This window comes from Cobetia sp. MMG027 (genome assembly GCF_027947415.1).
GTDB classification, from domain to species: Bacteria; Pseudomonadota; Gammaproteobacteria; order Pseudomonadales; family Halomonadaceae; genus Cobetia; species Cobetia marina.
This window is the reverse complement of sequence record NZ_JAQJIO010000004.1, coordinates 85993-110960: the sequence shown is the minus strand read 5'-3', so window position 1 is coordinate 110960 and position 24968 is coordinate 85993. Positions and strand designations below refer to the sequence as shown.

The window sequence follows — 24968 nt, the reverse complement described above, 5'->3', positions numbered from 1 at the left end:
GCACGTGACGGTGCCTCGGATATCGCCAGGCGCGCCTCTCACCCTAAGGTATAGCGGATAAACGATATCGCTCACGTTAGGCTATTATTGTCAGGTGACACGATTCACCTATACACTCTTGAACGATTAACCTCCGCGAATCGCTGTCTTTCCTTCACGCCTCATTGGATGAGCTACGCCATGCCACGCATTCTTCAATGGTCGATCACGGTCGCTCTCGCCGGCTTCCTGTTCGGCTTCGATACCGCTGTCATCTCAGGTGCGGACACCTCTCTGCAGAGCCAGTGGGGTCTCAGCGACCTCATGCACGGCCTGGTCATCATGTCGATGGCACTGTGGGGCACGGTCATCGGCGCCATCTTCGGCAACTGGCCGACAGATCACTTCGGCCGCCGCGCGACCCTGATCGGGATCGGGATCCTCTATCTGGTCTCGGCGCTGGGCTCGGCGCTGGCCACCGACCCCTACCTGTTCTCGTTCTTCCGCCTGCTGGGGGGTCTGGGTGTCGGCGCGTCCTCCGTGGCTGCGCCCATCTACATCTCCGAGATCGCCCCCCGCGAGCGCCGGGGCGCGCTGGTCGGGCTCTACCAGTTCAACGTGGTATTCGGGATCGTGATCGCCTTCGTCTCCAACTACTTCATCGGCTTCATGGACGGCGAGAACTGGCGCTGGATGCTGGGGGTGGAAGCCGTGCCGGCCGCGCTCTACCTGCTGATGATCTGCAAGGTACCGCGCAGCCCGCGCTGGTTGATCCTCAAGCGCAATGACGAGGCGGCCGCCGCCGAGATCATCCGACTGATCAACCCCAAGGCCGACATCGCCGAGGAAATCGCCATCATCCGTGGCACGGAAAGCGAGGAAAGTGCCAAGCAGCACACCCGCCTGTTCGCCTGGCGCTATCGTCTGCCGATCCTGTTCGCCTTCCTGATCGCGGCCTTCAATCAGCTCTCCGGCATCAACTTCATCATCTACTACGCGCCGCGCATTCTGGCCGAGGCGCAGCTGGAATCGAGCGCCGCCCTGCTCTCGACGGCCGGGATCGGGGTCATCAATCTGGTCTTCACCATGCTGGGGATGTCACTGATCGACAAGCTGGGCCGCCGTACCCTGATCCTGATCGGCTCGGCCGGCTATCTACTGTCGCTGTGCCTGATCGCCTGGGCCTTCCATCTCGAGGACTTCTCCGCCATGGGCGGCTATGGCGTGCCGGTGCTGCTGGGCGTGTTCATCGCGGCGCATGCCATGAGTCAGGGCACGGTGATCTGGGTGTTCATCTCCGAGATCTTCCCCAACAAGGTACGCGCCATGGGCCAGTCCTTCGGCAGCTCCGTACACTGGATCTTCGCGGCCCTGATCGCGTTGCTGATGCCGACCATCCTCAGCCAGTTCAGCGGTGGGCCGGTGTTCGCCTTCTTCGCCTTCATGATGCTGCTGCAGCTGATCTTCGTGCTGTTCTTCATGCCCGAGACCAAGGGTGTCTCGCTTGAGGAGCTTCAGGGCCGCCTGGTTCGTCCCACCCGACGCGAGCAGGCCGCAGCGCTCGAACCCCAGAGCCGCTGACCCCGCGACGGCCCGCCTCTCGGCTGACACATGCCATCCCCACGACGCCCCGCTCTGCGGGGCGTTCTCGTTGCTGCCCTCTTGATTGCCCTCTTGATTGCCCTCTTGATTGCCCTCTTGGTTGCCCTCTTCAGCTCCCTCGTCAGTACCTTCTTCAGCCCCTTTGAGTAACCGGTTCACGATGTCGTGAAACGTTCAATCAGCGTGTCATCAGCGCCAACGCAACAGTCAGGCGCAACGTCTGAAAATTACGAATCATTACCGACATATCCTTTGGTATCGAAAGCATTGCGGGGGCGCCAAATTTAGTGAAATGATCCATCCGAAACGTTTCGGAAGATGCTTTCCAGCGATTTCACGCCCAGACACCTTGCCAGAGGCCTGCACCATGCCACCGAAGATCACGCTGAAATATCTCGCCACTGAACTGGGGCTCTCGGTGACCACCGTCTCTCGCGCCCTGGGGGGGTTCGAGGATGTCAGCGTAGCGACGCGTGAACGAGTCCAGGCCTTCGCCAACGACGTGGGCTATCAACCCAACCAGAGCGCACGCCGACTGAAGACCGGCCGCACCTCCTCGGTGGGCTACATCATGAACGGCGCCCAGGGCGACTTTCGTGACCAGTTCAACACCCGCCTGCTGGTGGCGCTGGGGCAGGCACTGCACGATGCCGCACCGGAGCACGACCTCATCGTCACCACGGTGCCGGAAGACCGCGACGAGCTGGAGACCTACAAGCGTTTCATCGATGGCGGCAAGGTGGACTCCTTCGTGGTGGCGCGTACCTGCATCCAGGACCCGCGCGTCGATTTCCTGCTCGACAGCGGTGTCCCCTTCGTCACCCACGGTCGCACCGGCCGCGCCGACGAGCACGACTGGGTCGACATCAATGCCGCCGATGGTTTCCTGCGCGCCACTCGCCATCTGATCCAGCAGGGACATCGCAACATCCTGTTCCTCAACTTCTTCAGCGATCTCTATACCGCGGTGGAGCGTGAGACCGGCTATCTGCAGGCCATGCGCGAGGCCAGCCTCGCCCCCAGCTCGCGCCATTGCCCCCACGGTTACGCCAGCGCCTATCAGGTCGCCAGAGAGGTGCTGGCGAGTGCCGATGCCCCCACCGCCTTCGTGTGTGCCAGCGACATCTTCGCCTACGGGGTGATGGAAGCCGTCAGCGAGAGCGGGCGGGCGCCCGGCCGGGATATCGCCATCATCGGGGCGGACAACCTGCCACCGCTGATGTACCAGCAGCCCAGCCTGAGCACGCTGGACATCTCCTTCGAGACCGTAAGCCAGGCGCTGATCGAGCTGGTACTGGCCCCGCGAGAGGGTGTGCCACGCCACCGCTGTTTCGATTACGAGCTTCTGCTGCGCGATACCACTGGCTGACGCGCCGCCCGTGAACGCTGCCTCTTCATCCCACTACCCGCCCCGGGAGACACCCATGCGCAAGATGCCGACCGCCCTCGCCGTGATGGCACTGTTGGGCAGCACCTCCGCCCTCGCTGACCTCACCTTCTTCAGCACCCAGGCAAGGCCGCTGGAAGAAGCCCAGCAGATGCGCGAGATCGCCCTGGCACCCTACGCCGAGTCCATCGATTACATGCCGCAGGAAACCGGTACCTTCCTGTCACGACTGGAGGCGGAGAAGTCGAGTCCCGAAGGCGCGCTGGACCTGCTCGGCGGCCTGCATGGCGAGCTGGGCTCGCTGACGCCCGGCATTCTCGCGCCACTGGATACGCTGGCAAGCACGCTCAAGGACAAGGGCATCAGCGAGCAATACCTGACGCTGGGCAAGCTGGGCGGCGAGCAGCAGCGCTACATCCCCTGGATGCAGGCCACCTACATCATGGCGGCCAATCGCAAGGCGCTGCCCTACCTGCCCGAAGGCGCGGATCTCGAGGCACTGAGCTATGACGAGCTGCTGGCCTGGGGGCGCAATCTCGAGACCGCCACCGGCCAGCCCAAGCTGGGCTTCCCGGCCGGTCGCAAGGGGCTGATCCACCGCTTCCTGGAAGGCTATCTCTACCCGTCCTTCACCCATTCGGTGGTGCGCGAGTTCCGCAGCGCCGATGCCGTGGCCATGTGGCAGAAGTTCCGCGAGATCTGGGCGGTGACCAATCCACGCTCCACCGCCTACGGCTTCATGCAGGAACCGCTGCTCAATGGTGAGGTATGGGTGGCGTTCGATCACACCGCGCGCCTCAAGGATGCCTTCAACAAGCGTCCCGATGACTTCGTGGCCTTCCCGGCACCGGCAGGCCCCAGCGGTCGCGGCTACATGCCGGTGGTGGCAGGGCTGGCGATGCCGGCCAATGCCTCCGACCCCGCAGCCAGTCGCAAGCTGATCCGCTATCTGATGACGCCCGAGGCCCAGATTCGCACCCTGCGCGCCACCAACTTCTTCCCCGTGGTCACCGCTGAATTGCCCGATGATCTGCCCGCCAGCATTCGCATGTCCGGCAAGGCGGTGGCGACACAGTCTTCCGCCGAGGATGCCGTGCTCTCGCTGCTGCCCAGCGGCCTGGGGCAACAGGCGGGCCTGTTCAACAAGATCTACCGCGATGCCTTCGTGCAGATCGTGCTGCGCGACGCCGACATCGAGGAGACGCTGGATATTCTCGCGCCGCGCCTGCAGACGCTGATCGACACCGCAGGGGCCAGCTGCTGGCTGCCGGACACGCCCAGCGACGGCCCCTGCCCGGTCAAGTAATTCGCTCACTCGAGCCGTCGCTCGACAGCACCGACAGAACGCAACACTCGCAACACTCGCAACACTTGCAACACAAGCAGCAGCAACGGCACCCCTCGACGGGTCGCCATGACGGTACGCCAACCCCTGTCATGCCGACCCGGTGCCACGAAACCCTTCCGACACGCCATCACAACAACGTCAAAGGTGAGCAAAGATGAAGCACGATCGCTGGCTACCTTATTACCTGATCGCCCCCAGCCTGCTGTTCATGGGCGCCTTCTTCCTCTACCCCTTTCTGGAGATCTTCGCCCAGGCCTTCACCCAGCCTGACGGCGGCGTGAGCCTCGCCAACTTCACGCGCATCTATCAGGACTTCAATTTCTGGCCCTCGCTCAAGAACACCCTGCTGCTCACCGGTGTCGTGGTGCCGGTCCAGCTGGTGCTGGCCATCGGCATGGCGCTGATGGTCACAAAGATGAACAAGGGGCGCGACAGCATCCTCTACATCTGGACCATCCCGCTGGGCATCTCCGATCTGGCCGCCGGCATCATCTGGCTGGCGATCCTGGAGCAGTTCGGGTTTCTCAACAGCTTCTTGAGCGCGGTCAGCGTGATCGATGCGCCAACCTCGTGGCTCAACTATCAGAACGCCTTCGCGCTGTTCCTGGCGGTGGTGGTCGCGGAAATCTGGCGCGGCACCGCCATCGTGCTGGTGATCCTGGTGTCGGGCATGGGGCTGATCCCCAAGGAATATGACGAGGCTGGTCAGGTGTTCGGCGCCAGCTACTGGCAGCGCCTGTGGAAGATCACCCTGCCGATGCTGCGCCCGAGCATCCAGTCGGCACTGATCCTGCGCACCCTGCTGGCACTGGAAGTCTTCGCAGTGGTGATGATGTTGGGCGGCAGCGACATGCCGGTACTGATGAGCGAGACCTTCGACTGGCAGTTCCTCTATCAGCAGACCGGCGCCGCCTCCGCCTACGCGGTGTTGATCATGCTGATCTCGGTGATCATCACCGGCTGCTACCTCAAGTTCCTCAACGTTCCGAAGGAGGCACGCTGATGAAATCCACGACATCCGAGGCCATCATGCCGGCTCCCGTGTCTTCTCGTTCCGATTCCCAGGCCCCGGCGCAGGCGCAGAGCGCACACAAGCCACGCCGTCATGACATGGCTTGGAAATGGCTGTTCCGTGCCGGTGTCGCGATTCTGGTGCTGTGGGTGCTGGTGCCCATCGCCCTGCTGATGCTCAACAGTGTCAGCACCCCGGAACAGATCAGCGGCTGGCCCAAGACCCTGACCCCGGCGCTGAGCTTCGAGACCCTCGACTTCTTCTGGCACTACCAGGGCGTGATCAGTGCGCTGGGCAACTCGCTGCTGGCCGCCGCCTTCACGATGGTGATCGCCATCGTGCTCGGCGCTCCCGCCGGATATGCGCTGGCCCGCTTCGTGTTTCCGGGCATGAACGCCTTTCGTCTGGTCATCATCCTGTCGCGGGCCTTCCCGATGCCGCTGCTGGCGCTGCCGCTGGCCGTCATCTTCATCCAGGTGGGCATCGATGACTCCATCCTGGGTCTGGCGATGGTCCACGCCACCCTGGCACTGCCCTTCGCGGTGCTGATCACCTCGAGCCTGTTCATGGGCATTCCGGTGGAACTCGAGGAAGCCGCCTGGCTGATGGGGTGCAATCGTTGGCAGGCCTTCCGCCGCGTGGTGCTGCCGCTGGCCGCGCCGGGCATCACCGCCTCTGCGGTATTCGCCTTCGTGATCTCGTGGAACGAGGTGTTCGCCTCGGCGATTCTCACCGTCGAGAACCGCACCCTGACGGCCTTTCTGGTCCAGAGCCTTTCCGAGTCGCCCGCCGAGATCAAATACGCCGGCGGCCTGATCCTGGTCGTCCCGGCGCTGCTGTTCCTGTTCGCGATCCGCAAGTACCTGTTCAGCATGTGGGGCATTTCCAACCGCTAGCGTACGGCCCTTCAACCGGCCAATGCATGACGACGGCTGTCACCTGTCCATCCAGCGCCGTCGCTCACGATTACAAGGAGTCCGACCATGTCAGCCATCCAGATCAGTGCCGTACGCAAGCAGTTCGGCAAGCAGGAAATCCTCAAGTCCATCGATCTCGAGATCCGTGACAAGGAATTCACCGTGCTGCTTGGCCCGTCCGGCTGCGGCAAGTCCACCCTGCTGCGCATCATCGCGGGGCTGGAGTACGAGAGCAGCGGCTCGATCCGCATCGGCGAGCGTGAGATCACCTCACTGGCACCGCGGGATCGCCGCATCGCGATGGTGTTCCAGAACTACGCCGTCTTCCCGCACATGACGGTGGCGGAGAACATCGCCTTCGGCCTGCGCGTGCGCAAGGACAGCGAAGCGCACATCCAGCGCAAGGTGAAGGAAACCGCCGAGCTGATGCACATCGAGGACCGTCTGGATCACTACTCCGGCCAGCTCTCCGGCGGTCAGCGTCAGCGGGTCGCGGTCGCGCGTGCCCTGGCGATGGAACCGGAAGTGCTGCTGATGGATGAGCCGCTCTCGAATCTGGATGCGCTGCTGCGCCTGGAGATGCGCGCCGAGCTCAAGACCATCCTCGCCGCCTCCGACACCACCACCATCTACGTGACCCATGATCAGGTCGAGGCCATGAGCCTGGCCGACCGCATCGCGGTCATGAAGGGGGGCCAGATCGAGCAGTACGCGCCGCCCTCCGAGATCTACCACTACCCGGCGACCGAATTCGTCGGCAGTTTCATTGGCAATCCACCGATGAACTTCATCGCCCCGGATGCACGCTGGCACCAGGCCGCTCCGGCTACCAGCCAGATCCACAGGTGCGGTATCCGCCCCGAGGACTTCGAGGTGCGTTTCGAGCCCACCGAGGACTTCGCGCCGGTCCGTGTGCTGGTCACGGAGCTGCTGGGCTCCCACAAGCAGCTGACTGCTCGCTTCGGGGACGAGATGCTGCGCGTCAACGTACCGAGTGACCTGGAGATCGCCAATGGCAGTGACATCCACATCAGGCCGCTGGCCGAGAAGATGCGCTTCTATGACCACAGCGGCCAGCTGATGTCGGCGTGAGGCGTGTTGATCCTCTTCGACCCGACATTTGACCCCGAGCCTTTGATTGCGAACCTTTGATCCAGAACCTTTGATTTCGAACCTGTCATCCCGAACGGAGCCGACTTACATGAATGCCAAGCTCGACGCGCTCAGCGCTCACGACGTTCTCAAGCTCAACGATCTGGGCGGCTACACCGTCCCCACGCGTGGCCTCTACCCCTTCCAGTGGAACTGGGATGCCGCCATCACCGCGCTGGGCTGGCTGGCCGCCGGTGACGAGGCACGCGCCTGGCGTGAGATCGAGCGTCTGCTGGAAGGCCAGTGGGACAACGGCATGGTGCCGCACATCGTCTTCCACGGTGACGCGGAAACCTACTTCCCGGGGCCGGAAGTCTGGGGCGTTAAGCGCAGCCCGGCGACCAGCGCCATCTCCCAGCCACCGGTGCTGGCCAGCGTCATGAAGCTGCTGTTCGAGGAAGGCCGTGACCACCGGCTTGCCGAGGAGAAACTGGCCGCCACCCTGCCTGGCGTCATCCGCTATCACCTGTGGTTCTACCGCGACCGTGATCCGGAACATACCGGCCGCGTGTGCAGCTATCACCCCTGGGAGTCCGGCATGGACAACAGCCCCCAGTGGGATGGCCCGCTGGCTGGCGTGCCGCCGGTCGATGCCGAATACGTGCGTCGCGATACGGGGCTGGTCGACCCGTCCGAGCGCCCGCACAAGTACGAATATGATCGTTACATCTATCTGGTGAAGTTCTTCCAGGAGAACGAGCACGACGCCGAGGTGCTGTATCGCGACTGCCCGTACCGCGTCGAGGACATCAGCCTGATCTCCATCCTGCACCGTGGCACGCGCGACCTGATCGCGCTGTGCGAAGAGGATGCCGCCGGGCTTGGCCTGGTCAACACCCACGGCGAGGCGCTTTACAGCCTCAAGCAGTCGCTGGCGCGCACCGAGGAAGGCGTGCAGGCGCTGTGGAGCGATGAGCTGGGCTGCTTCCTGAGCCGCGATGCGCGCGCCAACGTGCTGCTTGAGCACGTCACCACCGCCGGTATCCTGCCGCTGTTCGCCGGGGTCGCCAGCGGTGCCCAGGCGCAGCGCATGGGCGGCTTGCTCGAGGACTGGCTGGAACAGGCGCCCTTCGGTGTCGCCTCCACCCACCCGGCCAGCACCCGCTTCGAACCCAAGCGCTACTGGCGCGGGCCGAGCTGGCTGCACATCAACTGGATGCTGGCCATCGGCTGTGAGGAATATGGCATGTCCCGCGAGGCCGACCGGATCAAGCAGGCCAGCCAGCAGTGCATCGCGGCGGCAGGCTACTATGAATACTTCAATTCGGTGACCGGCGAAGGCTGTGGCGGTCGCGACTTCTCCTGGACGGCAGCGATGGACCTCTACTGGCTCAACCCGCTGGAGAGCTTCACTGCCAGCAAGGCGGCGTCCGGCGTCGAGGAGGTCTCCTGATGACTCAGCACGCCTCTCAGCAAACTTCTCAGCAACAGCCTCAACAAGCCTCTCCACTGGCGCAGGCGCCGCAGAAGGCACCGCTGACACGGCAGGCAGTGCCGCCCATGCCGGCAACGTTCGCCAGCCGCGGCTTTCTGGACACGCATATCCGCTCGATCATGGACTTCTATCTGCCGCGCGCGGTGGATCAGGAACGCGGCGGCTACTTCCAGGCGTATCGTGATGACGGCAGCGTGTATGCACCCGCAGCGCGTCATCTGGTCAGCAGCACGCGGATGATCTTCAACTTCGCGATGGAATATCTGCGCACCGGTGACCAGACGTGTCTGGCCGCGACCCGTCATGGCATCGATTATCTGCGCGAGGTGCATCTCGATCCGCAGACCGGTGGTTACCTGTGGTCGCTGAGCGAGCAAGGCGAGGCGGATCATACCAACCAGTGCTACGGACTGGCCTTCGTGATGCTGGCCTACGCGACGGCCTGGCGCGCCGGTATCGAGGAGGCCCGCGGCTGGCTGGACGAGACCCACGCCCTGATGGAGCAGCATTTCTGGTCGGAGCATCACGGTCTGTACGCCGATGAAGCCAGTGCCGACTGGCAGACACTGTCTGACTACCGTGGCCAGAACGCCAACATGCACGCCTGTGAAGCCATGCTGGCCGCCTTTGAAGCCACGAATGACGAACGCTATCTGGAGCGGGCCATGACCCTGGCCCGCAACATCTGCCAGCGTCAGGCCGCCAAGGCCGATGGCCTGATCTGGGAGCATTACGATCGCGACTGGAACGTCGACTGGGACTACAACCGCGACGACCCCAAGAACCTCTACCGCCCGTGGGGCTTCCAGCCGGGCCACCTGACCGAATGGGCCAAGCTGCTGCTGCTGCTCAAGCGTCACCGCGATGACGACTGGCTGCTGCCGACCGCGAAGCGTCTGTTCGATACCGCGATGGATCTGGCCTGGGACGGCGAACGTGGTGGGCTCTACTACGGCTTCGCGCCGGATGGCACCATCTGCGACGACGAGAAGTACTTCTGGGTGCAGGCCGAGAGCCTGGTGGCCGCAGCGCTGCTGAACGAGGCCACCGGCGAGTCGCACTACGCCGAGTGGTATGAACGCCTGTGGGGCTACGCCTGGCAGCACTTCATCGACCATCGCTACGGCGCCTGGTATCGCCTGCTGAATGCCGACAACCAACGCTTCGATGATCTCAAGAGCTCGCCCGGGGCCAAGTGTGACTACCACAGCCTCGGCGCCTGCCATGAGCTGCTGCGCGTGATCACGGACGACTGAGCCCTGTCGCACTGCGACTGCACCACCCGACACCTCGCCCTGTGCGGGGTGTCCTCGTATGAGGAGAGCCTTCTCTACCCATCGCCGTCCGCCAGCATGCTCTATTTATTCGCACACCTATCATGTTTCTTTAGCGCGCCGCTCGTGACAATACTGAAACCCGCTGATCGCTCCACCAGAGGGCGACAGGCTCGGGGTCTCCCCGAGGCGGTGCCCGTGTCTGAGACGTCGTCACGACACAAGCGCGCACTGGACAGGAAGGCGCCTCACAAGTCGTTGCTATTCAAGCAGTTCTTACAAAAGAAGTTACTACACAAGAAGTCACTACAATAACAAGCGGAGTCCCACATGCCCCTCGCTCAACTCCTGGACTGGCGGTTGCATCTGCTGGTCGTGGTGCTATCTCTCGGCGCCGAACTGATCGGTATCCTCAAGTTCCCCCTCGGCCCCGGCACCCTGCTGCTGTTGCCCCTGTTCTATGCCTTCATTGCGGCCGTGCTGTGCAATCCGCACCTGTTCAGCGGCACGAAACGTGTCATCCCGCCGGTGATCAGCGCGGCGGCAGGGCCGGTCATCCTGCTGTCGATCATGCCGTTCATCGCCCGCTTCGGCTCCACCATCGGCCCGGCCATCGAGCAACTGATCTCGGCAGGTCCGGCGCTGATCCTGCAGGAGCTGGGCAATCTGGGCACCATGCTGATCGCGATGCCGATCGCGGTCGTGGTGCTCAAGATGGGCCGTGAGGCGATCGGCGCGACCTACTCCATCGCGCGGGAACCCAATATCGCGATCATCTCCGACAAATACGGCCTCAAGGGCCCGGAAGGTGTCGGCGTGATGGGCGTCTATGTGGTGGGTACCATGTTTGGCACCCTGTGGTTCGCGCTGATGGCGGGCTACCTGACCTCACTGGATATCTTCGACCCGCGTGCGCTGGCCATGGCCTGCGGTGTCGGCAGTGGCAGCATGGTGGCGGCGTGTTCCGGCGCCATCGCCGGTGCCCTGCCGGAGATGGGCGAGGAGCTGTTGGCCTTCGCCGGCGCCAGCAACCTGCTGACCTATGCCACCGGCCTCTACGTGTCCCTGTTCATCGCCCTGCCGGTCGCCGAGCGCCTGTTCACCTTCTTCAGCCGCAAGCGGGCCGGTGACAATGGCGCCATGAATGACGAGGAAGCCACGCTTGCCTCCGAGGCGCTGGCCGAAGATCGCCCGGAGAACCAGCTGGGCAAGACGGCACTGGTGGTCGCGGCCGTCTGCGTGGTCGGCTGGGTGGTCAACACCATCAACGGTGCCAGCCTGATCGACGCCGCCCCCGGCATGCTGATCCTCTACGTGATGACCATGCTCGGCCTTGGCGTCGCACGCCTGATGCCCTTCTATCTGCCGGCCATCGCCTGGGTGTCACTGGTCAGCATTCTGATGACACTGCCATGGTTCCCGGGCAGCGGCTGGATCACCGAGCAGCTGAGCTTCGTCAACTTCCTCGCCATCGTCACGCCGGTACTCGGCTACGCGGGTCTGGCGCTGAGCAAGCGCGAGTTCAGCATGTTCCGCCAGGCTGGCTGGAAGCTGGTGATCATCTCGCTGCTGGTCTTCACAGGCACCTATATCGGCTCGGCGGTCGTGGCTCAGGCACTGCTCTGATCACACGGGCTTCGCACGTTGCTCAACCCTTCTCAACACATTCAAGCCGGCACTCCAGGGTGCCGGTTTCCACAGGAATTCAGCATGCAACTACCCGAGAACATCGACGAGGCACTGCTGCGCAGCTGGCGTCATGAGTTTCATCAGCATCCCGAGACGGCCTTCGAGGAGCACCGCACCTCGGCGCGCGTCGCCGAGATCCTGCGTGCGGCGGGTCTCGAGGTCACCACCGGACTTGCCGAGACCGGCGTGGTGGCGGTGCTGGATGGCAATCTGGGGCCGGGACGTACCATCGGTCTGCGTGCCGACATGGACGCGCTGGATGTCACCGAGGCCAACGCCGTCTCACATTGCTCGCACACACCCGGCAAGATGCATGCCTGTGGCCACGACGGCCATACCACCATGCTGCTGGGCGCGGCCTGTACGCTGGCGCGTGATCCGGACTTCGCCGGGCGCGTGGTGTTCGTGTTCCAGCCCGCCGAGGAAAACGAAGGCGGCGGACGCCGCATGGTCGAGGATGGCCTGTTCGAGCAGTTCCCGATGGAGGCCATCTACGGCCTGCACAACTGGCCGGGACTGGCGCTGGGCGAAGCCGCCGTGCATGACGAGGCGGTGATGGCGGCCTTCGATGTCTTCACCCTGACCTTGAACGGTCATGGCTGTCATGCGGCCATGCCGCATCTGGGCAAGGACACCATCCTGGCGGCCTGCCAGCTGGTGACCCAGCTTCAGGGGCTGATCAGCCGCGAGACGCCGGCCCACAAGACCGCGATTCTCAGCATCACCCAGTTCCATGCCGGCGATGCCTTCAACGTGATGCCGGAAGTGGTCGAGCTGCGTGGCACTCTGCGCTGTTTCGACCCGGCACTGCGGGCGCACCTGCAGCAGCGCTTCCATGATGCCGTCGATGCCATGGCGACCTTCCATGGCCTCAAGGTCGAGTTCGACTATCAGCCACGCTACCCGGCGACCCTCAATACTCCGGGACACGCCGAACGCTGTGCCAATGTCCTGGCGCAACTGCCCGGCATCCAGAAGGTCCATCGCGATCTGCCACCCTCCATGGCCTCGGAAGACTTCGCCTATCTGCTGCAAGAGTGCCCCGGCGCCTATATCTGGCTGGGCAACGGCGAGGACAGCGCCTCACTGCACAACCCCAACTACGACTTCAACGACGCTGCCACCCCCATCGGGGTCAGCTATTGGACGTCACTGGTGCGCGAGTTGCTGACGCGCGATTGATGGCCACATGCCCTTGGCGGCAAGCGCGATGCGGATGACGTCGCCAGGCGCGGCGTTGAACTTGATCAAGGACCATCGCAATCTACACAGTGTCATGACTCTGGTGAGGAAGGAGCGACATGAAAATCAGCGTGATCGGCAGGGAAGCCATTGGCGCACGGAGCCGTACGGCGCTCTCAAGGGCAGGGTTTGAGGTGGCGGGCGAAGTGGCAGACCAGGTGACGGATCAAGCGACGGACGAAGTGGCAGACAAGGTGACGGCCGAGACGGTGGAGCAACGCTGCCACGCGCCTCATGAGCAGAGCGAGGCCGAGCGGTGGTTCGATACGCATGCACGGCCGCGTGAGCGATTCACCAGCGAGGTCTACCTGCTGGCGCTGGCAACCTCCCAACAGGTGCAGAAGGTACTGACCGGCAAGGAAGGCCTGCTGCGACTGGCACCGCCGGGCAGTGTCATCGTCGATCTCTGCCGGGGCGATGTAAACATCAGCCGTGAGCTGGCCGTGCAGACCCGGCTGGCTGGCCATCACTGGCTGGAAGCGGCTTCCAGTCGCGACCCTCGCGATGAGAGCGAAGGCCATCTCACGCTGCTGGTCGGCGGTGATGACGCCACCGTGCAACGCATGACGCCCCTGCTCGAGGCCATCGCTACCCGGCACCTGCACGTCGGGGATGCCGGCTGTGGGCATGCGGCCGTGCTGGCCAATGACTATCTCCACGCCGCCCATCTCATCACCACGGCAGAGGCGATCGCGATGGCCTATCGCGCCGGGGTGCGGCCTCACGCCTGCATCGATGCCATCAATCTGGGGGCCGGCCGCAGCGCCGTCAGCGAGGTGAATTTCCCGCGCTGGGTGCTGCCGGGAGATTATGATTCCGGTATCTCCACCGGTGCCCTGCGCCGCGATCTGCGCCTGGCGCGCAGCTACGTGACCACTCTCAAGCTGCCTTCCGGGCTGATGAAGGCGGTCTTCGATCGCTGGCAACCACCCGAACTGTGCCCGGCGGATGAAGATGACATCCATCATCTGTGTGATCGCTGGCTCAGTGATATTCCCGCTCAACTGCGTCACACCTCATCACCTGCCACCGACGCCCCGAGCACGCCGACCGACGCCGGGGCGCCTCGCTCATCAGGTCGCGATGCCTCGGCGCCGGGCAGGGTGACGGATGGCTCCCGGCCGCCTGCCGAAAAAGCCTGAGCCCACCCCCATCGTGGGCTGACGCGTCTTATCTTCGCCCCCCGACAGGCCTACTCCTGACGGGGGCCACTGAAGGCCGTGATCCAGCGCTCCAGGTGGCGCAGAAGTTGCAGACTGGCCCGTGGCATGCGCCGTCCGATCCGCGTGATGATGTGGGCGCGTGCCTGGCGAAAGGCGCTGCATTCCACATCACGAGCGATCAATACGCCCTCCTCCAGCTCGCGCGCAGCCGCGAAGGCCGGCAGCAGCGTGATGCACAGCTCCGAGCGTGCGGCCTGCTTGAGCACTTCCATGGAATTGGTCTGCATCACCATGTGGGGACGTACGCCCGCGTCACGAAAGCCGTCATCCATCAGCTGACGCACTCCATGGGTGGGGCCCCACAACGCCATGGGATGCGCTGCCACCTCTTCCAGGGTCAGCGCGTGGTTCACCGCCGCCAGCGGATGCTCCGGGGACATCATCGCCACCAGCGGTTGTGGGCTTGAATGCCAGAAGCGCAATTGAGGGTGCACGCGTTCGTGGTACATCAGGCCGATATCCGCCTCATCCTCGACCACACGGTCGATGATGCTCTGCATGCTGCCGGTATTGACCTTGAGGGTGATCCCCGGGTACTGCGATCGGAAGGCGCGCAGGGGGATGTTGACGAGATCGCCTACGAAGCCTTCGCCGATGATCAGGCGAATCTCGCCGGTTTCCAGCCGCTGGTAGGCATCCAGACGCTCACCGAAGCTTTGATCCAACTGTTCGCGCTGCTGAATGTAGTCCAGCAGCATCTCGCCCACTCGTGTCGGCTGTACGCCATCACGGGTTCGCTCGATGAGCGTGGCGGCCATCGCCTCTTCCAGCAATCCGATCTGGCGACTGACCGCTGACGGCGCGATATCCAGACGAGCGGCGGCCTGCCGGATCGACCCCGCTTCAATGGTGACCTGAAAATAGACGAGGCGTTGATGCGGAATATCCATGAGTGAACGCTGCGCAAGAGGTTGAACTGAGGCCAGACATCCCGCATGTCCATGACCCTACGGAGAAACGTCTCGAGGGCCACGACCCGATGCCTTGACGTCGCGGGGACTGGAAAGCACGCTCGAGAAGAGCGCTTGACACGAGAAGGACTCACGTGGATGCAGAGGCCGGCTATCAGCCGCCCGGCGGTCAGCGACTCCTGCCTCACTACGCAACAGCGTACCAGATACATGCCCGAGAAAGCGGAGTGAGTGTCGCCTGCCGTGATATCTTCGCAACCAGATTGTGCCAGACGAGGATATTCCCCTCTCGGCTGACTCTGTCGGCCGACTCTGCCGGCCGACACTCGGGTGATTCTGAAGCCCGACGTTGATTGCGGTAACATGACCCCACGGCCGCGACAGATTCGATGCGGCTCCCCACGACAAGGAGATATGCCATGTTGACCATCTCCAGTTCGGTGACACTGGCGGATTGGGAAATCGACCTCACCCAGATTCGTGCTCAGGGCAATGGCGGCCAGAACGTCAACAAGGTGGCGTCAGCCGTCCACCTGCGGTTTGACGTGCAACGCTCCACCCTGCCCTCGTTCTACAAGGAACGCCTGATGCAGTTGTCGGATCAACGCATCAGCAAGGACGGCATCATCATCATCAAGGCCCAGAGCCATCGCACCCTTGAACTCAACAAGGAAGATGCTCTGGCACGCCTCAAGGCGCTGATCCTCGATGCCGTCAAGGTACAGAAGGCACGCCGCGCCACTCGCCCCAGCAAGGGCGCCAAACGGCGGCGAGTCGACAGCAAGACTCGCAAGGGCAAGATCAAGGCGATGCGCGGCAAGGTTCAGGACTGATCCGGCGCCCACGGCGGATCGACACATTCAGCGCTGATCGGCAGGCTCGAGGCTTGATCAGACAGGCTCGGCAACGGGCCTTTCACCTCTCAAGGAAGATGTGACATGCGCACTCTCGCAAGCTCACTGGTATTGGGCGGCCTGCTGGCCGTGGGGATGGTCTGGAGTGGCAGCTATCTCAAGGAAGCGGCACAGGTCTGGGAGGCGTCCAACCGGGTGGTGACGGTCAAGGGCCTGGCGGAGCGCGACGTCAAGGCAGACCTGGCTCTCTGGCCACTGCATTTCAGCGTCAATGCCAACCACCTGTCCGACCTGCACGAGGCGCTGGCTGACGATGAACGCAAGATTCGCGACTTTCTCACCGCACGCGGCTTCCCGCCCGAGCAGATCAGCGTGACGTCACCGCAGGTAACCGACCTGCATGCCAATAGCTACAACGCCCAGCGCCCTGACGAGCGCTACCGCGCCGAGGCCACGGTACTGGTGCGCTCGCCCGAGGTGGATCTCGTCAAGCAGAGCGCTTCCCGTACCGGCGAACTGGTGCGTGAAGGCATTCTGCTGTCGGCGGACTATGCCTACCGCACCGAATTCCTGTTCACGGGGCTTGCCGCTCTCAAGCCGGAGATGATCGCGGCAGCCACCGCGGATGCACGGCGTGCCGCGCAACAGTTCGCCGAGGATTCCGGCAGCCAGGTGGGGCATATCAAGCATGCAAGCCAGGGCTATTTCTCGATCTCGGATCTCGACAGCTATACCCCCGACATCAAGCAGGTCAGGGTCGTCACCACCATCGACTACACGCTCAGTCACTGACCTCCCGGCGGGCGGGCGATCGCCCTCGCCGCTCCTTATCGCCTTTTATGATTTCCTCGACAGCGGAGCCTGCATGTCCGACACCGTTCTCAGCAAGACCCAGACCAGCTTCTATCGTCGCCTGTTCGTGGCGCATCTCATCGCCCACGAGATCGCCAGCGTGCCGGACATCATCGAGGCCACCGGCATGCCGAGGCGCACCGCCCAGGACACCATCTCGGCACTTGCCGAACTCGAGATTGTCTGTGAATTCCAGCATGCGGAAGGTCAACGTCACAACATCGGTCACTACGTGATTCGGGACTGGGGGCCAATCAATGCCCAATGGGTCGCCGACAACGCCGCACGACTGCAACGAGTGCTGGGCTACGCGTGATTGATCGCCGCGCGCGATTCGATGCACTGCTGACGCTGGGCGTCTGCACGATATGGCAGAGTCATTCTGGAGGGAGTTGAGACATGTTGACGGCGGACATCTGGACAAGCGCTCTCGAGCACGCCGTCATCGCCGTGATCATCCAGCTGATGCTCTGGCCAGTCTTCACGCTGTGGTCGTCTGGCGCCATTGCGGTCGCCATCTTTCTGGGCCGGGAAATTGCCCAGAACGAGTACAAGGGGGGTGGCCCCAAGGCAGTGGCCTGGGATCATGGCCTGGACGTGGCCCTGCCGCTGGTGTCATGCGTGATCTGCGCGACACTGGTGCAGGCTGCAAGACATTGGCGCAGGCGCTCTGCCTGAGCCGGAACGGCTGTGTCAGCCCCGCCTCGATACCGCTGCCCCGGCATCGAGTCATCCTGCCTGTACCGCAATTCCCATGTGCACGTCTGAGGCACGCACTCTCAGCCAGAGTACGCCACTGGGGATACCTCGACCTGACGCTTCCTGCGTCGGATCGGGTGCTGCGCACGACTCTTGAGATACTCCGCCAGCGTCTTCGGCTCGATGCTGGGATGCTGATATACGTAATCCTCCGTGATGATCGACAGGAATTCGGCACTGCGTGCCCCCGCGACCTCTATCCCCAGCACGAAGTCCTGTCCCTGATGCACCTCGAACAGAAAGTTGGGGGCTTGCGCCGCACAGGTCCTTGCCACGTAGCCATCCCCCAGACTTTCCTTGAGGATGGAACGCTCCGGGTTGAACCGACTCTCCATGTAAATGTTAACCGTTTTCATTCTCACCTCCCTTGAAGGCAAGCCAGTATATACTAGAAATCTAATACTCACAGCATCAAGAAAGCCATGCGAGCATGACCCGGCCTCGCAGATCGAGCCTTTCTTGATCTTGATCAATAATCGCAATAACTCAGCAATATCAATATGTTGAAACGATATAACACGACCGGATGCAAGCCCTGACCCACTCTCGCTCACCGTATCAGATGCTCATGTCCTTTCATCTCGCGACAAAAGAAGAGGCCAACCGAACTCTCGGCTGGCCTCTATCTGGACTCTGGTCGGGACACTGGCGGACGAGGACGTCAAACCGGCTCATGTCTCTCTCATGTCTCTCTTATGACAACGATCAAAGACTTCCATTGCCAGCCAATTCACCTCTCGCCTCGCTCAGTGCTTTCTGGGCTTCCGTCAATTTCTTCTCTTTCTTGTCCTTGTCACCATCCGACAAGGCGTCTTCCAGCTCCTGTCGACGCTCCCCGACCTCCTCCTCCCTTTCGCGGATCTCCTGCTCTCTTTCCTTGTGCAAGGTGGATTCATCACAGCCATTTTTCACAGCCGCGAGCGCTTTCTTCAAGCCTTCCACCTTATGGGCATTTCCCTGCGCATTGGCATCCTCCAGCTCCTGCTTGATCGAATCTGCCTTGTCCTGACAACCAGTCACGAGTTCTGGAGAGGCCGCGGACACGGAAGATGCCAAGGCACTCAGCCCCATGGCAATCAATGGCAATGCGATAGCTCGGCCGAGGGTAGCGTCTCTGGACATGATCTTTTCCTGGGTGGGGGGTCTCGACCCACCAGTACCGTAATCGCTAATAGAAGACAAGCGAGAAGCACTGTCACGAGTTGACTGACAGCCAGCCATTGCACCTGGAAACCACAGAACCTGGAGACCGGCATCCATGCCCGTGCACCGATAGCCCCTTGAACCAGCAAAAGATCGTCAGCAAGCGAGCAAGGACGAAATCATGACAATAAAGTAGAACGGCAGGACGCGAGGACGAGAGCAGAAGGATAGCGCTCGAGAAAGGACAACGGACCATGAGCGCTGGCAGCGCTCTGAAAGAACGCAAAGAAGCCAGCTCAATGAGCTGGCTTCTTTGCAACGATGACCGAATGAACTGGGATCATATAGGGATCATCGTTCGGAATTCAGAGGCTTTCAAGCGAATGAAAATCTTCTGAACCCCTTCAATTCTGGTCGGGACGACAGGATTCGAACCTGCGACCTCTGCAACCCCATTGCAGCGCGCTACCAAGCTGCGCCACGTCCCGACTTCGTCCTTGAAAGGCTTCCCCCTCAAGACGAGACGTAATGTACCGCATTGATCTCAAAAAGAAAAGCCCGATATGAACATTTCTTGTCATTCGTCGCGCAAGCGCGTGACTCGCGACCCGTGACACTCCGGAAAAGATTGAATTCTCCCATGGGACGAACCATGTTCTAGTCATGACCCCATCAGTACCACTTGATAGGAAGGATGACATGGCGAACGTTCATTTCACTCTCACGACGCACCTGAAGAACGGGCAAACCGTCAGCGGCGACCCGATCAAGGTCAGTGCCAGTAGCACGCCGCAAACGGGCAACACGATACAGAAAGGGGACTGGCCGGCACTGGACGCCCTGTCACCCAACTTCCCCGTCACCGTCACGAAAGTGGAAGAAGATGATGACGGCAACACCCTCGTGGCACTTACCGAGTCGGACAAGCCTGACCCCTCGGACCCGGACAGCTATCACTATACGCCGTGGAAATAGCCTCGGACAGGCAGCCACACGAGAAAAGATGCATCGGCCAGCCATTGGCAGTATCGTCCAAACAGCATGAGGACTATCTCATGAAAGCCGAGCCTGTCGCCGGGCCACTGCTGCCCTGCCGCCTGTCATCGAGGAAGGCGGCCCCTGAGGCGATGGTGAGTCACGCTCCCCGCACAGGCGAGAAACGTTGGGGCACAGTGAAACCGGAAACGGCTTTCCTCGAGTAGGCTGACACTGAACAACGACCAACGTCACATGAGCCTTCATCATCAGCCGATGCCTGAAGCATCCGACTGGCCCAATGACCGTCGAGGTACCATGACTCGTCTTGCAAAAATGGTAGGCACCAGCTGGCGCTGGTTGGTTGGCGAGAATGGCTCCGCACGACAGATTCTGCACCACGGGTTTCTGGTATCCGCCGTTTTTATCGGCCTGTTTTCCGCTGTCTTCAACTATCTGATGAAGCTGACGGTCCCCGCGTACAGCGTGGCGCTTGCCGTCATCAGTCTGATGGTCATGGTGATGTGGTATCGCTCACGTTTCCACGGGGAGTTCAGCCGCATGTCCTGGCTGTTCTGCACGCTGGTGACCTTCGTGATGCTGCCGGGCAACTGGGTCTTCAATCACGGCGCCTCGGGCCCGACACTGCTGTTCTATCTCATGGCCGCCGCCTACGTGCTGGGGGTTCTCCCGCCGGACCGTCTGCGTCGTGGCGTCATCATCAGCGGCCTGATGCTGATGCCCTGGATTCTGCTGTGGGGGGAGATGGCCAACCCGCAACTGGTCTCCTCCTACGCGAGTACCGCGATGCGCAGCCTGGACATGGGGGTCAGCTATACCCTGGCGTTCGGACTGCTGAGCCTCGTGATCGCCGGTTATGCCAAGCGCATTCGAGAGGAGCGTGATCTGGCTCGCGCCTATGCAAAGAAGCTTGAACGCCTGAGCCGACTGGACAGTCTGACCGGACTCTACAATCACCGCACCATCCATGAACACGCCGAACACCACCTCAGCGGACGCGACATCAGCTGTCTGCTGATCTGTGATCTGGATCACTTCAAGCAGATCAATGATGCCCACGGCCACCCCTACGGCGACCAGGTCCTGGCGCACTTCTCGATGCACATCCAGACGTTGAGCCGAGAATACTCAGGCAAGGCCGGGCGTTATGGGGGAGAGGAATTCATGATCCTGCTGCCGGGCAATCTTGCCGTGGCCCGAGAATTCGATCGCCAGTTGCGTGAAAGCTGTGAGGCGTCTCCCCTGGCCCACGGCGTGATCCGTTTCAGTACCGGGGTCAGTGAACGGCGCCATCCGGATACCCTCAGCAGCTGGGTACAACGCAGCGACGAGGCGCTCTACCACGCCAAGGCCAGCGGCCGTGATCAACTCATCGTCGATCACGACATCAGCATGGTGTGAGGCCAGGTTTCTCCGGCAGTCAGACTTGCCTGCGTTGCAAGCCGTCCGCCACGATTCGCCCCCTACGATTTATCCCCTACGATTCGCCCTCTACGAGACAGCCCCCGCATATCAAGATTTGCGGGGGCTGTCTCGTGGTATCTGACCTGAAGGTTCAGGGGCAGTCAGCCAATGCCGCGAACGGCATGCCGCTCAGCGCTCCCCTTTCAGCCACTCCAGATTGATCTCGTGCTGACCATTGTCATCTGTGATGAAGATGGTGCCCTCGGAGATCATCATGGTCCACTTGATGTTGCGTGGCAGGGATTCGGTGATGGCGTCCAGTGCGCCCTCAGGAACCGCGGCAATGCTAAGATTGGACAATCCAGCCACTGCCGGCACCACCTTGGTTTCCCAGACGCGCAGGCTACCGTAGGCGAGCAGCGAGGTGCGCTCGGTGCGGCGCGAACACCAGGTCAGGCGCTCGGCATCCGGCTGGCCCACCTCGATCCAGTGCAGCACGCGGCCATCCAGACTCTTCTCCCACAGCGCCGGTTCATCGACGTCTGACAGACCACGCCCGAATGCGATGTTCTCGCTGTACCACAGCGCATGGCCCAACAGGCGAACACACAGACGCAGCTCGGTTTCAGAGGGGTGACGGGCAACGGTAAAACGCAGGGTCTCGTAGACACCACGATCAAGGTCGGTCAGCGAGAGATCAACCTTGTAAGGCGTGGAAGACAGGGCCATGAAAGTCTCTTATTGAAAAGCGGATGCTCAGCAGGATATCTCCCGCCAGCGACCCACGCAGCCAGGACAAGCCTGACTGCGTGGCGATGAAAGCGCAGAGTCTACCCTAGCCGGCGCCGCAACGCTTGTGACGAGCGTCAAAGCCCTGACGCCGCATGCCTCACCCCAGCAGACGCGCGACCACGCCATCCGCCGCCGCGAGGTCTTCCAGCGACTCACGCGCAAGGATGAGCTCACGCCCGAGTGCCAGGGCACGGCGCTCGGCACGCGCCCGCACGGCATCATCGTTGATCGACTCAAGCTCCAGCACGTGCGCAAGCCCGATGGTGCGACGAATCAACTCACAGCCCGCATAACCCAACGCATCACGCAGGATACGGCTCAGCAATCGTTCCGCCACCCCGGGTGCCGCGAAGCTGGCATCCGACGTGTGGGCGGCCTGCTCACGATACTCGCGGGCAAAGCTTTCCCAACTGGCGACCGCCTGGGCACGCAACTGCGCCACGTAGTCACGCCTGTCGCCCTCCTCACCCTCGAGTTCGGTATGCGCGCAGGCTGCCAGCCACAGCGCCGCCAGCCAGCTGCCGATATCGAAGCCCGCCGGACCGAAGAAGCCGAATTCCGGGTCGATGACCTTGGTACTGTCTTCACGCACGAAGATCGATCCCGCATGCAGGTCGCCATGCAGCAGTGCTTCGGGCGCGGACAGGAAGTGCTGCTTGAGCTCCGCCACTTCCACTTTGAGTGCCGCGTCCTGCCACAGGGCTTCGGCATCCGCGCGCAGCGCCGGATTGATGCTGTTGCGCTCGTGATCGCAGAAAGGATCCACGAAGAACAGGTCTTCGGTGATCTTGCATTGATCGGGATTGGTGAAGCGCGCGACGCGCGCCTTCTTGTCGTGGGCATCGAGTGCCAGATCACTGCTGCGATAGAGCGTCGTGGCCAGAAAATGCCCCATCTGCTGACCCAGCTGCGGCAGTGACGCACGCTCCAGGAAGGCGTGTCGCAGATTGCGGTGATCGCCGATATCTTCCATCACGATCGCCGAGCGGGCTTCCTCGAAGTGATAGAGCGCCGGCACCAGTTCAGGCGCGCAACCGGCCTCGAACTGCAGCGTCTCGGCCTCGATGCGCACCCGCACCAGCGACAGCGGCCAGCTTTCGCCGATGATGCGCACCCAGGGCAGCCCCTGCTTGACGATCACCGAGGTTGAGCGGTCCGGCGTGCAGACGCGATAGACATAGTTGATGTTGCCATCGCCGATCTCCTCGACCTGAAGCTCACTGGCCATAGTGAAGGCAGGCAACTGATCGCCGACATGCAGGCGTGCAAAGGCGATCACATCCGCGTCATCGCGAAATTGATACTCGATGGAAGGTGCCTGGCTGGCGTGAGGGTCTTGAACGGTCATGGCAGGTCTCAGCGCGGAATCATGAAGCCGCCGTCCTAGATGCCCTCGCCAATGCATGGCGAGAGAAGCATCCAGGCTCTCAGTTTATTCTAAAAAGAAATAAACAGGCGATCAGTTATAGCGAGAAGATGCCTGTAATGGCCACGAATGACAAGACCTGCCGAGTGAGTTTCGTTCAACTCGGCAGGCGGCAGGTTCATGCAGTGCGCGGGGTCACTGGATCGGGGCCAGCAGATAGGCCGCCCGCGACACCAGCTTGCGCCACATGGGCCGCGCCTCCAGCTCCTCGCAGCTGATCTCGCGACAATGACGGAAGTCCTCCTCGAGCATGGCCTCCACCTCTGCCGCGAACTGGTGATCCGGCACGAAGGCCGTGACCTCGAAGTTCAGACGGAAGGAGCGATTGTCGAGGTTGACCGTCCCGATGGTCGCCGTGTGACTGTCCATCAACATCACCTTCTGATGCAGAAAGCCCGGCTGATAGCGGAAGACGCGCACGCCCGAGCGAATCATGTCGGAGAGGAACGAGAAGGCCGACAGGAACACCAGCAGATGATCGGGACGTTCGGGGATCATCACCCGCACATCCACGCCTCTCAGCGCTGCCAGCTTCAAGGCATCCTGCACGCCCTGGTCCGGCACGAAATAGGGGCTGGTGATCCAGATGCGGCTGACCGAGGAATGGATGGCCTGCTGAACCAGCAGACTGGCTGTCTCGCGACGGTCCGCCGGGCCGGAAGGCACGATCACCACGTGCTGACATTCTTCACAGCTGATGCGCGGCTCCCACTCCAGCGACAGCACCTCGCCAGTCGCCCAGTGCCAGTCCTCCCAAAAGGCCTCCTGCAGCCCCATCACGCTGGGTCCTTCCAGCTTGAGGTGAGTATCGCGCCAGGCGCCGTAGCGCTCGGAATGGCCCAGATACTCATTGCCCACATTCAGTCCGCCGACAAAGCCCACTCGGCCGTCGATGACGGTGATCTTGCGGTGATTGCGGAAGTTGATCTGGAAGCGGTGCCGCCAGCCCCGCGAAGAGTTGAAGGCACTCACCTCGCAGCCGGATTCCAGCAGATCATTGAGGTACCCATCCGGCAGCTTGCGCGAGCCGATCTCGTCATACAGGAAACAGACCCGCACGCCACGTTCGGCACGCTTCATTAGTGCCTGCTTGAGCCGTACACCGAGCTCGTCATTCCGCACGATGAAGAACTGGATGAGGATGTAATCCTCGGCCGCCTTGATGGCCGCGAACAGGGCATCGAACGTCTCCTCGCCATTGATCAACAGCTTGGCGCGATTGCCGGTGGTTACCGGCATCATCGCCAGACGTTCGATGGCATCCAGGTGCGTGGGGTTGCCGCCCAGCGGACGCGAGAGCCAGGGGGAGAGCTTGGGACGGAAACGCATCAAGACGCGTCGCATCGTCGAGTCACGCTCCTCGCGGGCACTGACATAGCCATAGAAACGGGGACGCCCGAATACCCAGTAAAGCGGCAGGGCGACGTAGGGGAAGGTCAGCAGACACAGAATCCAGGCAATCGCACCCTGTGAGGTACGACTGGACATCAGGGCCATGACGGCGGTCATCGCACCCAGAATGTGACTGCTCAACAGCAGAAAGCCAAGTAACCAGGCGGTCATTGCAGCTC

At 62.2% G+C, this 24968-nt stretch carries 23 protein-coding genes and 1 tRNA gene; 17 read left to right on the top strand and 7 right to left on the bottom strand.

The genetic code is table 11. From position 1 onward, the window contains the following. Positions 1-87: 87 nt before the first annotated feature. From PJK54_RS06365 to PJK54_RS06315, 11 genes are all read left to right on the top strand, one after another. Positions 88-1560 carry a sugar porter family MFS transporter gene (locus tag PJK54_RS06365; RefSeq protein ID WP_271302492.1) on the top strand — a complete coding sequence of 491 codons (1473 nt, stop codon included), beginning with the start codon at positions 88-90 and terminating at the stop codon, positions 1558-1560. Positions 1561-1948: 388 nt separating this feature from the next. After that, positions 1949-2950, top strand: coding sequence for a substrate-binding domain-containing protein (locus PJK54_RS06360; protein WP_191237092.1), 1002 nt, complete (start codon positions 1949-1951; stop codon positions 2948-2950). 55 nt (positions 2951-3005) lie between these two features. Next, positions 3006-4274 (top strand): extracellular solute-binding protein, encoded by a 1269-nt coding sequence (locus tag PJK54_RS06355; protein ID WP_271302491.1) that lies wholly within the window; start codon positions 3006-3008, stop codon positions 4272-4274. 196 nt (positions 4275-4470) lie between these two features. After that, positions 4471-5319, top strand: coding sequence for a carbohydrate ABC transporter permease (locus PJK54_RS06350; protein ID WP_271302490.1), 849 nt, complete (start codon positions 4471-4473; stop codon positions 5317-5319). Continuing rightward, positions 5319-6224 (top strand): carbohydrate ABC transporter permease, encoded by a 906-nt coding sequence (locus PJK54_RS06345; RefSeq protein ID WP_218015162.1) that lies wholly within the window; start codon positions 5319-5321, stop codon positions 6222-6224. Before PJK54_RS06350 ends, PJK54_RS06345 begins: the two co-directional genes overlap by 1 nt. Before the next feature lie 87 nt (positions 6225-6311). After that, entirely contained in the window at positions 6312-7337 is a 1026-nt protein-coding gene (locus tag PJK54_RS06340; RefSeq protein ID WP_271302489.1) for an ABC transporter ATP-binding protein, read from the top strand. 109 nt (positions 7338-7446) lie between these two features. Continuing rightward, a complete protein-coding gene (locus tag PJK54_RS06335; RefSeq protein ID WP_271302488.1) occupies positions 7447-8790 on the top strand; it encodes an MGH1-like glycoside hydrolase domain-containing protein in 1344 nt (447 codons plus the stop codon). Beyond that, positions 8790-10088 (top strand): AGE family epimerase/isomerase, encoded by a 1299-nt coding sequence (locus PJK54_RS06330; RefSeq protein WP_333781909.1) that lies wholly within the window; start codon positions 8790-8792, stop codon positions 10086-10088. The genes PJK54_RS06335 and PJK54_RS06330 overlap by 1 nt, the downstream gene beginning before the upstream one ends. Before the next feature lie 348 nt (positions 10089-10436). Further along, on the top strand, positions 10437-11732 hold the full coding sequence (locus PJK54_RS06325; RefSeq protein ID WP_271302487.1) for a DUF3100 domain-containing protein: 1296 nt from the start codon (positions 10437-10439) through the stop codon (positions 11730-11732). 84 nt (positions 11733-11816) lie between these two features. Beyond that, entirely contained in the window at positions 11817-12977 is a 1161-nt protein-coding gene (locus PJK54_RS06320; RefSeq protein WP_271302486.1) for a M20 aminoacylase family protein, read from the top strand. 119 nt (positions 12978-13096) lie between these two features. Next, complete coding sequence (locus PJK54_RS06315; protein ID WP_271302485.1) at positions 13097-14179, top strand: NAD(P)-dependent oxidoreductase; 1083 nt, start codon at positions 13097-13099, stop codon at positions 14177-14179. 50 nt (positions 14180-14229) lie between these two features. Here PJK54_RS06315 and PJK54_RS06310 read toward each other — a convergent pair whose 3' ends face one another. Further along, the gene (locus PJK54_RS06310; protein WP_077375953.1) at positions 14230-15150 is read right to left on the bottom strand and encodes a LysR family transcriptional regulator; all 921 of its coding nucleotides are present in this window, start codon (positions 15148-15150) and stop codon (positions 14230-14232) included. Between the two features lie 440 nt (positions 15151-15590). On the opposite strand from PJK54_RS06310, the gene arfB reads away from it, so the two are divergent. The 4 genes from arfB (at position 15591) to PJK54_RS06290 (ending at position 17555) form a co-directional block, all read left to right on the top strand. Further along, positions 15591-16004, top strand: a complete 414-nt coding sequence (arfB, locus tag PJK54_RS06305; RefSeq protein ID WP_077375950.1) for an alternative ribosome rescue aminoacyl-tRNA hydrolase ArfB — start codon at positions 15591-15593, stop codon at positions 16002-16004. Between the two features lie 105 nt (positions 16005-16109). Further along, positions 16110-16817 carry an SIMPL domain-containing protein gene (locus PJK54_RS06300; protein WP_136939380.1) on the top strand — a complete coding sequence of 236 codons (708 nt, stop codon included), beginning with the start codon at positions 16110-16112 and terminating at the stop codon, positions 16815-16817. A 73-nt stretch (positions 16818-16890) separates the two neighbouring features. Beyond that, complete coding sequence (locus PJK54_RS06295) at positions 16891-17193, top strand: winged helix-turn-helix domain-containing protein (protein ID WP_077375943.1); 303 nt, start codon at positions 16891-16893, stop codon at positions 17191-17193. 83 nt (positions 17194-17276) lie between these two features. Next, positions 17277-17555, top strand: coding sequence for a hypothetical protein (locus PJK54_RS06290; RefSeq protein WP_271302484.1), 279 nt, complete (start codon positions 17277-17279; stop codon positions 17553-17555). 101 nt (positions 17556-17656) lie between these two features. Here the strand turns inward: PJK54_RS06290 and PJK54_RS06285 are convergent, their stop codons facing one another. From PJK54_RS06285 to PJK54_RS06275, 3 genes are all read right to left on the bottom strand, one after another. Continuing rightward, on the bottom strand, positions 17657-17992 hold the full coding sequence (locus PJK54_RS06285) for a hypothetical protein (RefSeq protein WP_084208556.1): 336 nt from the start codon (positions 17990-17992) through the stop codon (positions 17657-17659). Positions 17993-18341: 349 nt separating this feature from the next. Further along, positions 18342-18758 (bottom strand): DUF1090 family protein, encoded by a 417-nt coding sequence (locus PJK54_RS06280; protein WP_271302483.1) that lies wholly within the window; start codon positions 18756-18758, stop codon positions 18342-18344. A gap of 432 nt (positions 18759-19190) precedes the next feature. Further along, positions 19191-19267, bottom strand: a tRNA-Pro gene (locus PJK54_RS06275). Between the two features lie 211 nt (positions 19268-19478). Between PJK54_RS06275 and PJK54_RS06270 the strand changes: the two genes are divergently transcribed. Together PJK54_RS06270 and PJK54_RS06265 are read left to right on the top strand one after the other, a co-directional pair. After that, a complete protein-coding gene (locus PJK54_RS06270; RefSeq protein ID WP_271302482.1) occupies positions 19479-19754 on the top strand; it encodes a hypothetical protein in 276 nt (91 codons plus the stop codon). Positions 19755-20072: 318 nt separating this feature from the next. After that, complete coding sequence (locus tag PJK54_RS06265) at positions 20073-21176, top strand: GGDEF domain-containing protein (RefSeq protein ID WP_271302481.1); 1104 nt, start codon at positions 20073-20075, stop codon at positions 21174-21176. A 192-nt stretch (positions 21177-21368) separates the two neighbouring features. Here PJK54_RS06265 and PJK54_RS06260 read toward each other — a convergent pair whose 3' ends face one another. The 3 genes from PJK54_RS06260 to cls form a co-directional block, all read right to left on the bottom strand. Next, the gene (locus PJK54_RS06260) at positions 21369-21908 is read right to left on the bottom strand and encodes a YaeQ family protein (RefSeq protein WP_077375924.1); all 540 of its coding nucleotides are present in this window, start codon (positions 21906-21908) and stop codon (positions 21369-21371) included. Between the two features lie 160 nt (positions 21909-22068). Continuing rightward, positions 22069-23319: an S-methyl-5-thioribose kinase gene (gene mtnK, locus PJK54_RS06255; protein WP_271302480.1), complete on the bottom strand. Its 1251-nt coding sequence runs from the start codon at positions 23317-23319 to the stop codon at positions 22069-22071. A 213-nt stretch (positions 23320-23532) separates the two neighbouring features. Next, positions 23533-24960 (bottom strand): cardiolipin synthase, encoded by a 1428-nt coding sequence (gene cls / locus PJK54_RS06250; protein ID WP_077375918.1) that lies wholly within the window; start codon positions 24958-24960, stop codon positions 23533-23535. Between the last annotated feature and the right edge of the window lie 8 nt (positions 24961-24968).

Bases quoted from the DNA above. Each gene is read 5' to 3' on its own strand.
- PJK54_RS06360 (WP_191237092.1), top strand. From the start codon at position 1,949: ATGCCACCGAAGATCACGCTGAAATATCTCGCCACTGAACTGGGGCTC.
- PJK54_RS06355 (WP_271302491.1), top strand. From the start codon at position 3,006: ATGCGCAAGATGCCGACCGCCCTCGCCGTGATGGCACTGTTGGGCAGC.
- PJK54_RS06350 (WP_271302490.1), top strand. From the start codon at position 4,471: ATGAAGCACGATCGCTGGCTACCTTATTACCTGATCGCCCCCAGCCTG.
- PJK54_RS06345 (WP_218015162.1), top strand. From the start codon at position 5,319: ATGAAATCCACGACATCCGAGGCCATCATGCCGGCTCCCGTGTCTTCT.
- PJK54_RS06340 (WP_271302489.1), top strand. From the start codon at position 6,312: ATGTCAGCCATCCAGATCAGTGCCGTACGCAAGCAGTTCGGCAAGCAG.
- PJK54_RS06335 (WP_271302488.1), top strand. From the start codon at position 7,447: ATGAATGCCAAGCTCGACGCGCTCAGCGCTCACGACGTTCTCAAGCTC.
- PJK54_RS06330 (WP_333781909.1), top strand. From the start codon at position 8,790: ATGACTCAGCACGCCTCTCAGCAAACTTCTCAGCAACAGCCTCAACAA.
- PJK54_RS06325 (WP_271302487.1), top strand. From the start codon at position 10,437: ATGCCCCTCGCTCAACTCCTGGACTGGCGGTTGCATCTGCTGGTCGTG.
- PJK54_RS06320 (WP_271302486.1), top strand. From the start codon at position 11,817: ATGCAACTACCCGAGAACATCGACGAGGCACTGCTGCGCAGCTGGCGT.
- PJK54_RS06315 (WP_271302485.1), top strand. From the start codon at position 13,097: ATGAAAATCAGCGTGATCGGCAGGGAAGCCATTGGCGCACGGAGCCGT.
- PJK54_RS06310 (WP_077375953.1), bottom strand. From the start codon at position 15,150: ATGGATATTCCGCATCAACGCCTCGTCTATTTTCAGGTCACCATTGAA.
- arfB (WP_077375950.1), top strand. From the start codon at position 15,591: ATGTTGACCATCTCCAGTTCGGTGACACTGGCGGATTGGGAAATCGAC.
- PJK54_RS06300 (WP_136939380.1), top strand. From the start codon at position 16,110: ATGCGCACTCTCGCAAGCTCACTGGTATTGGGCGGCCTGCTGGCCGTG.
- PJK54_RS06295 (WP_077375943.1), top strand. From the start codon at position 16,891: ATGTCCGACACCGTTCTCAGCAAGACCCAGACCAGCTTCTATCGTCGC.
- PJK54_RS06290 (WP_271302484.1), top strand. From the start codon at position 17,277: ATGTTGACGGCGGACATCTGGACAAGCGCTCTCGAGCACGCCGTCATC.
- PJK54_RS06285 (WP_084208556.1), bottom strand. From the start codon at position 17,992: ATGAAAACGGTTAACATTTACATGGAGAGTCGGTTCAACCCGGAGCGT.
- PJK54_RS06280 (WP_271302483.1), bottom strand. From the start codon at position 18,758: ATGTCCAGAGACGCTACCCTCGGCCGAGCTATCGCATTGCCATTGATT.
- PJK54_RS06270 (WP_271302482.1), top strand. From the start codon at position 19,479: ATGGCGAACGTTCATTTCACTCTCACGACGCACCTGAAGAACGGGCAA.
- PJK54_RS06265 (WP_271302481.1), top strand. From the start codon at position 20,073: ATGACTCGTCTTGCAAAAATGGTAGGCACCAGCTGGCGCTGGTTGGTT.
- PJK54_RS06260 (WP_077375924.1), bottom strand. From the start codon at position 21,908: ATGGCCCTGTCTTCCACGCCTTACAAGGTTGATCTCTCGCTGACCGAC.
- mtnK (WP_271302480.1), bottom strand. From the start codon at position 23,319: ATGACCGTTCAAGACCCTCACGCCAGCCAGGCACCTTCCATCGAGTAT.
- cls (WP_077375918.1), bottom strand. From the start codon at position 24,960: ATGACCGCCTGGTTACTTGGCTTTCTGCTGTTGAGCAGTCACATTCTG.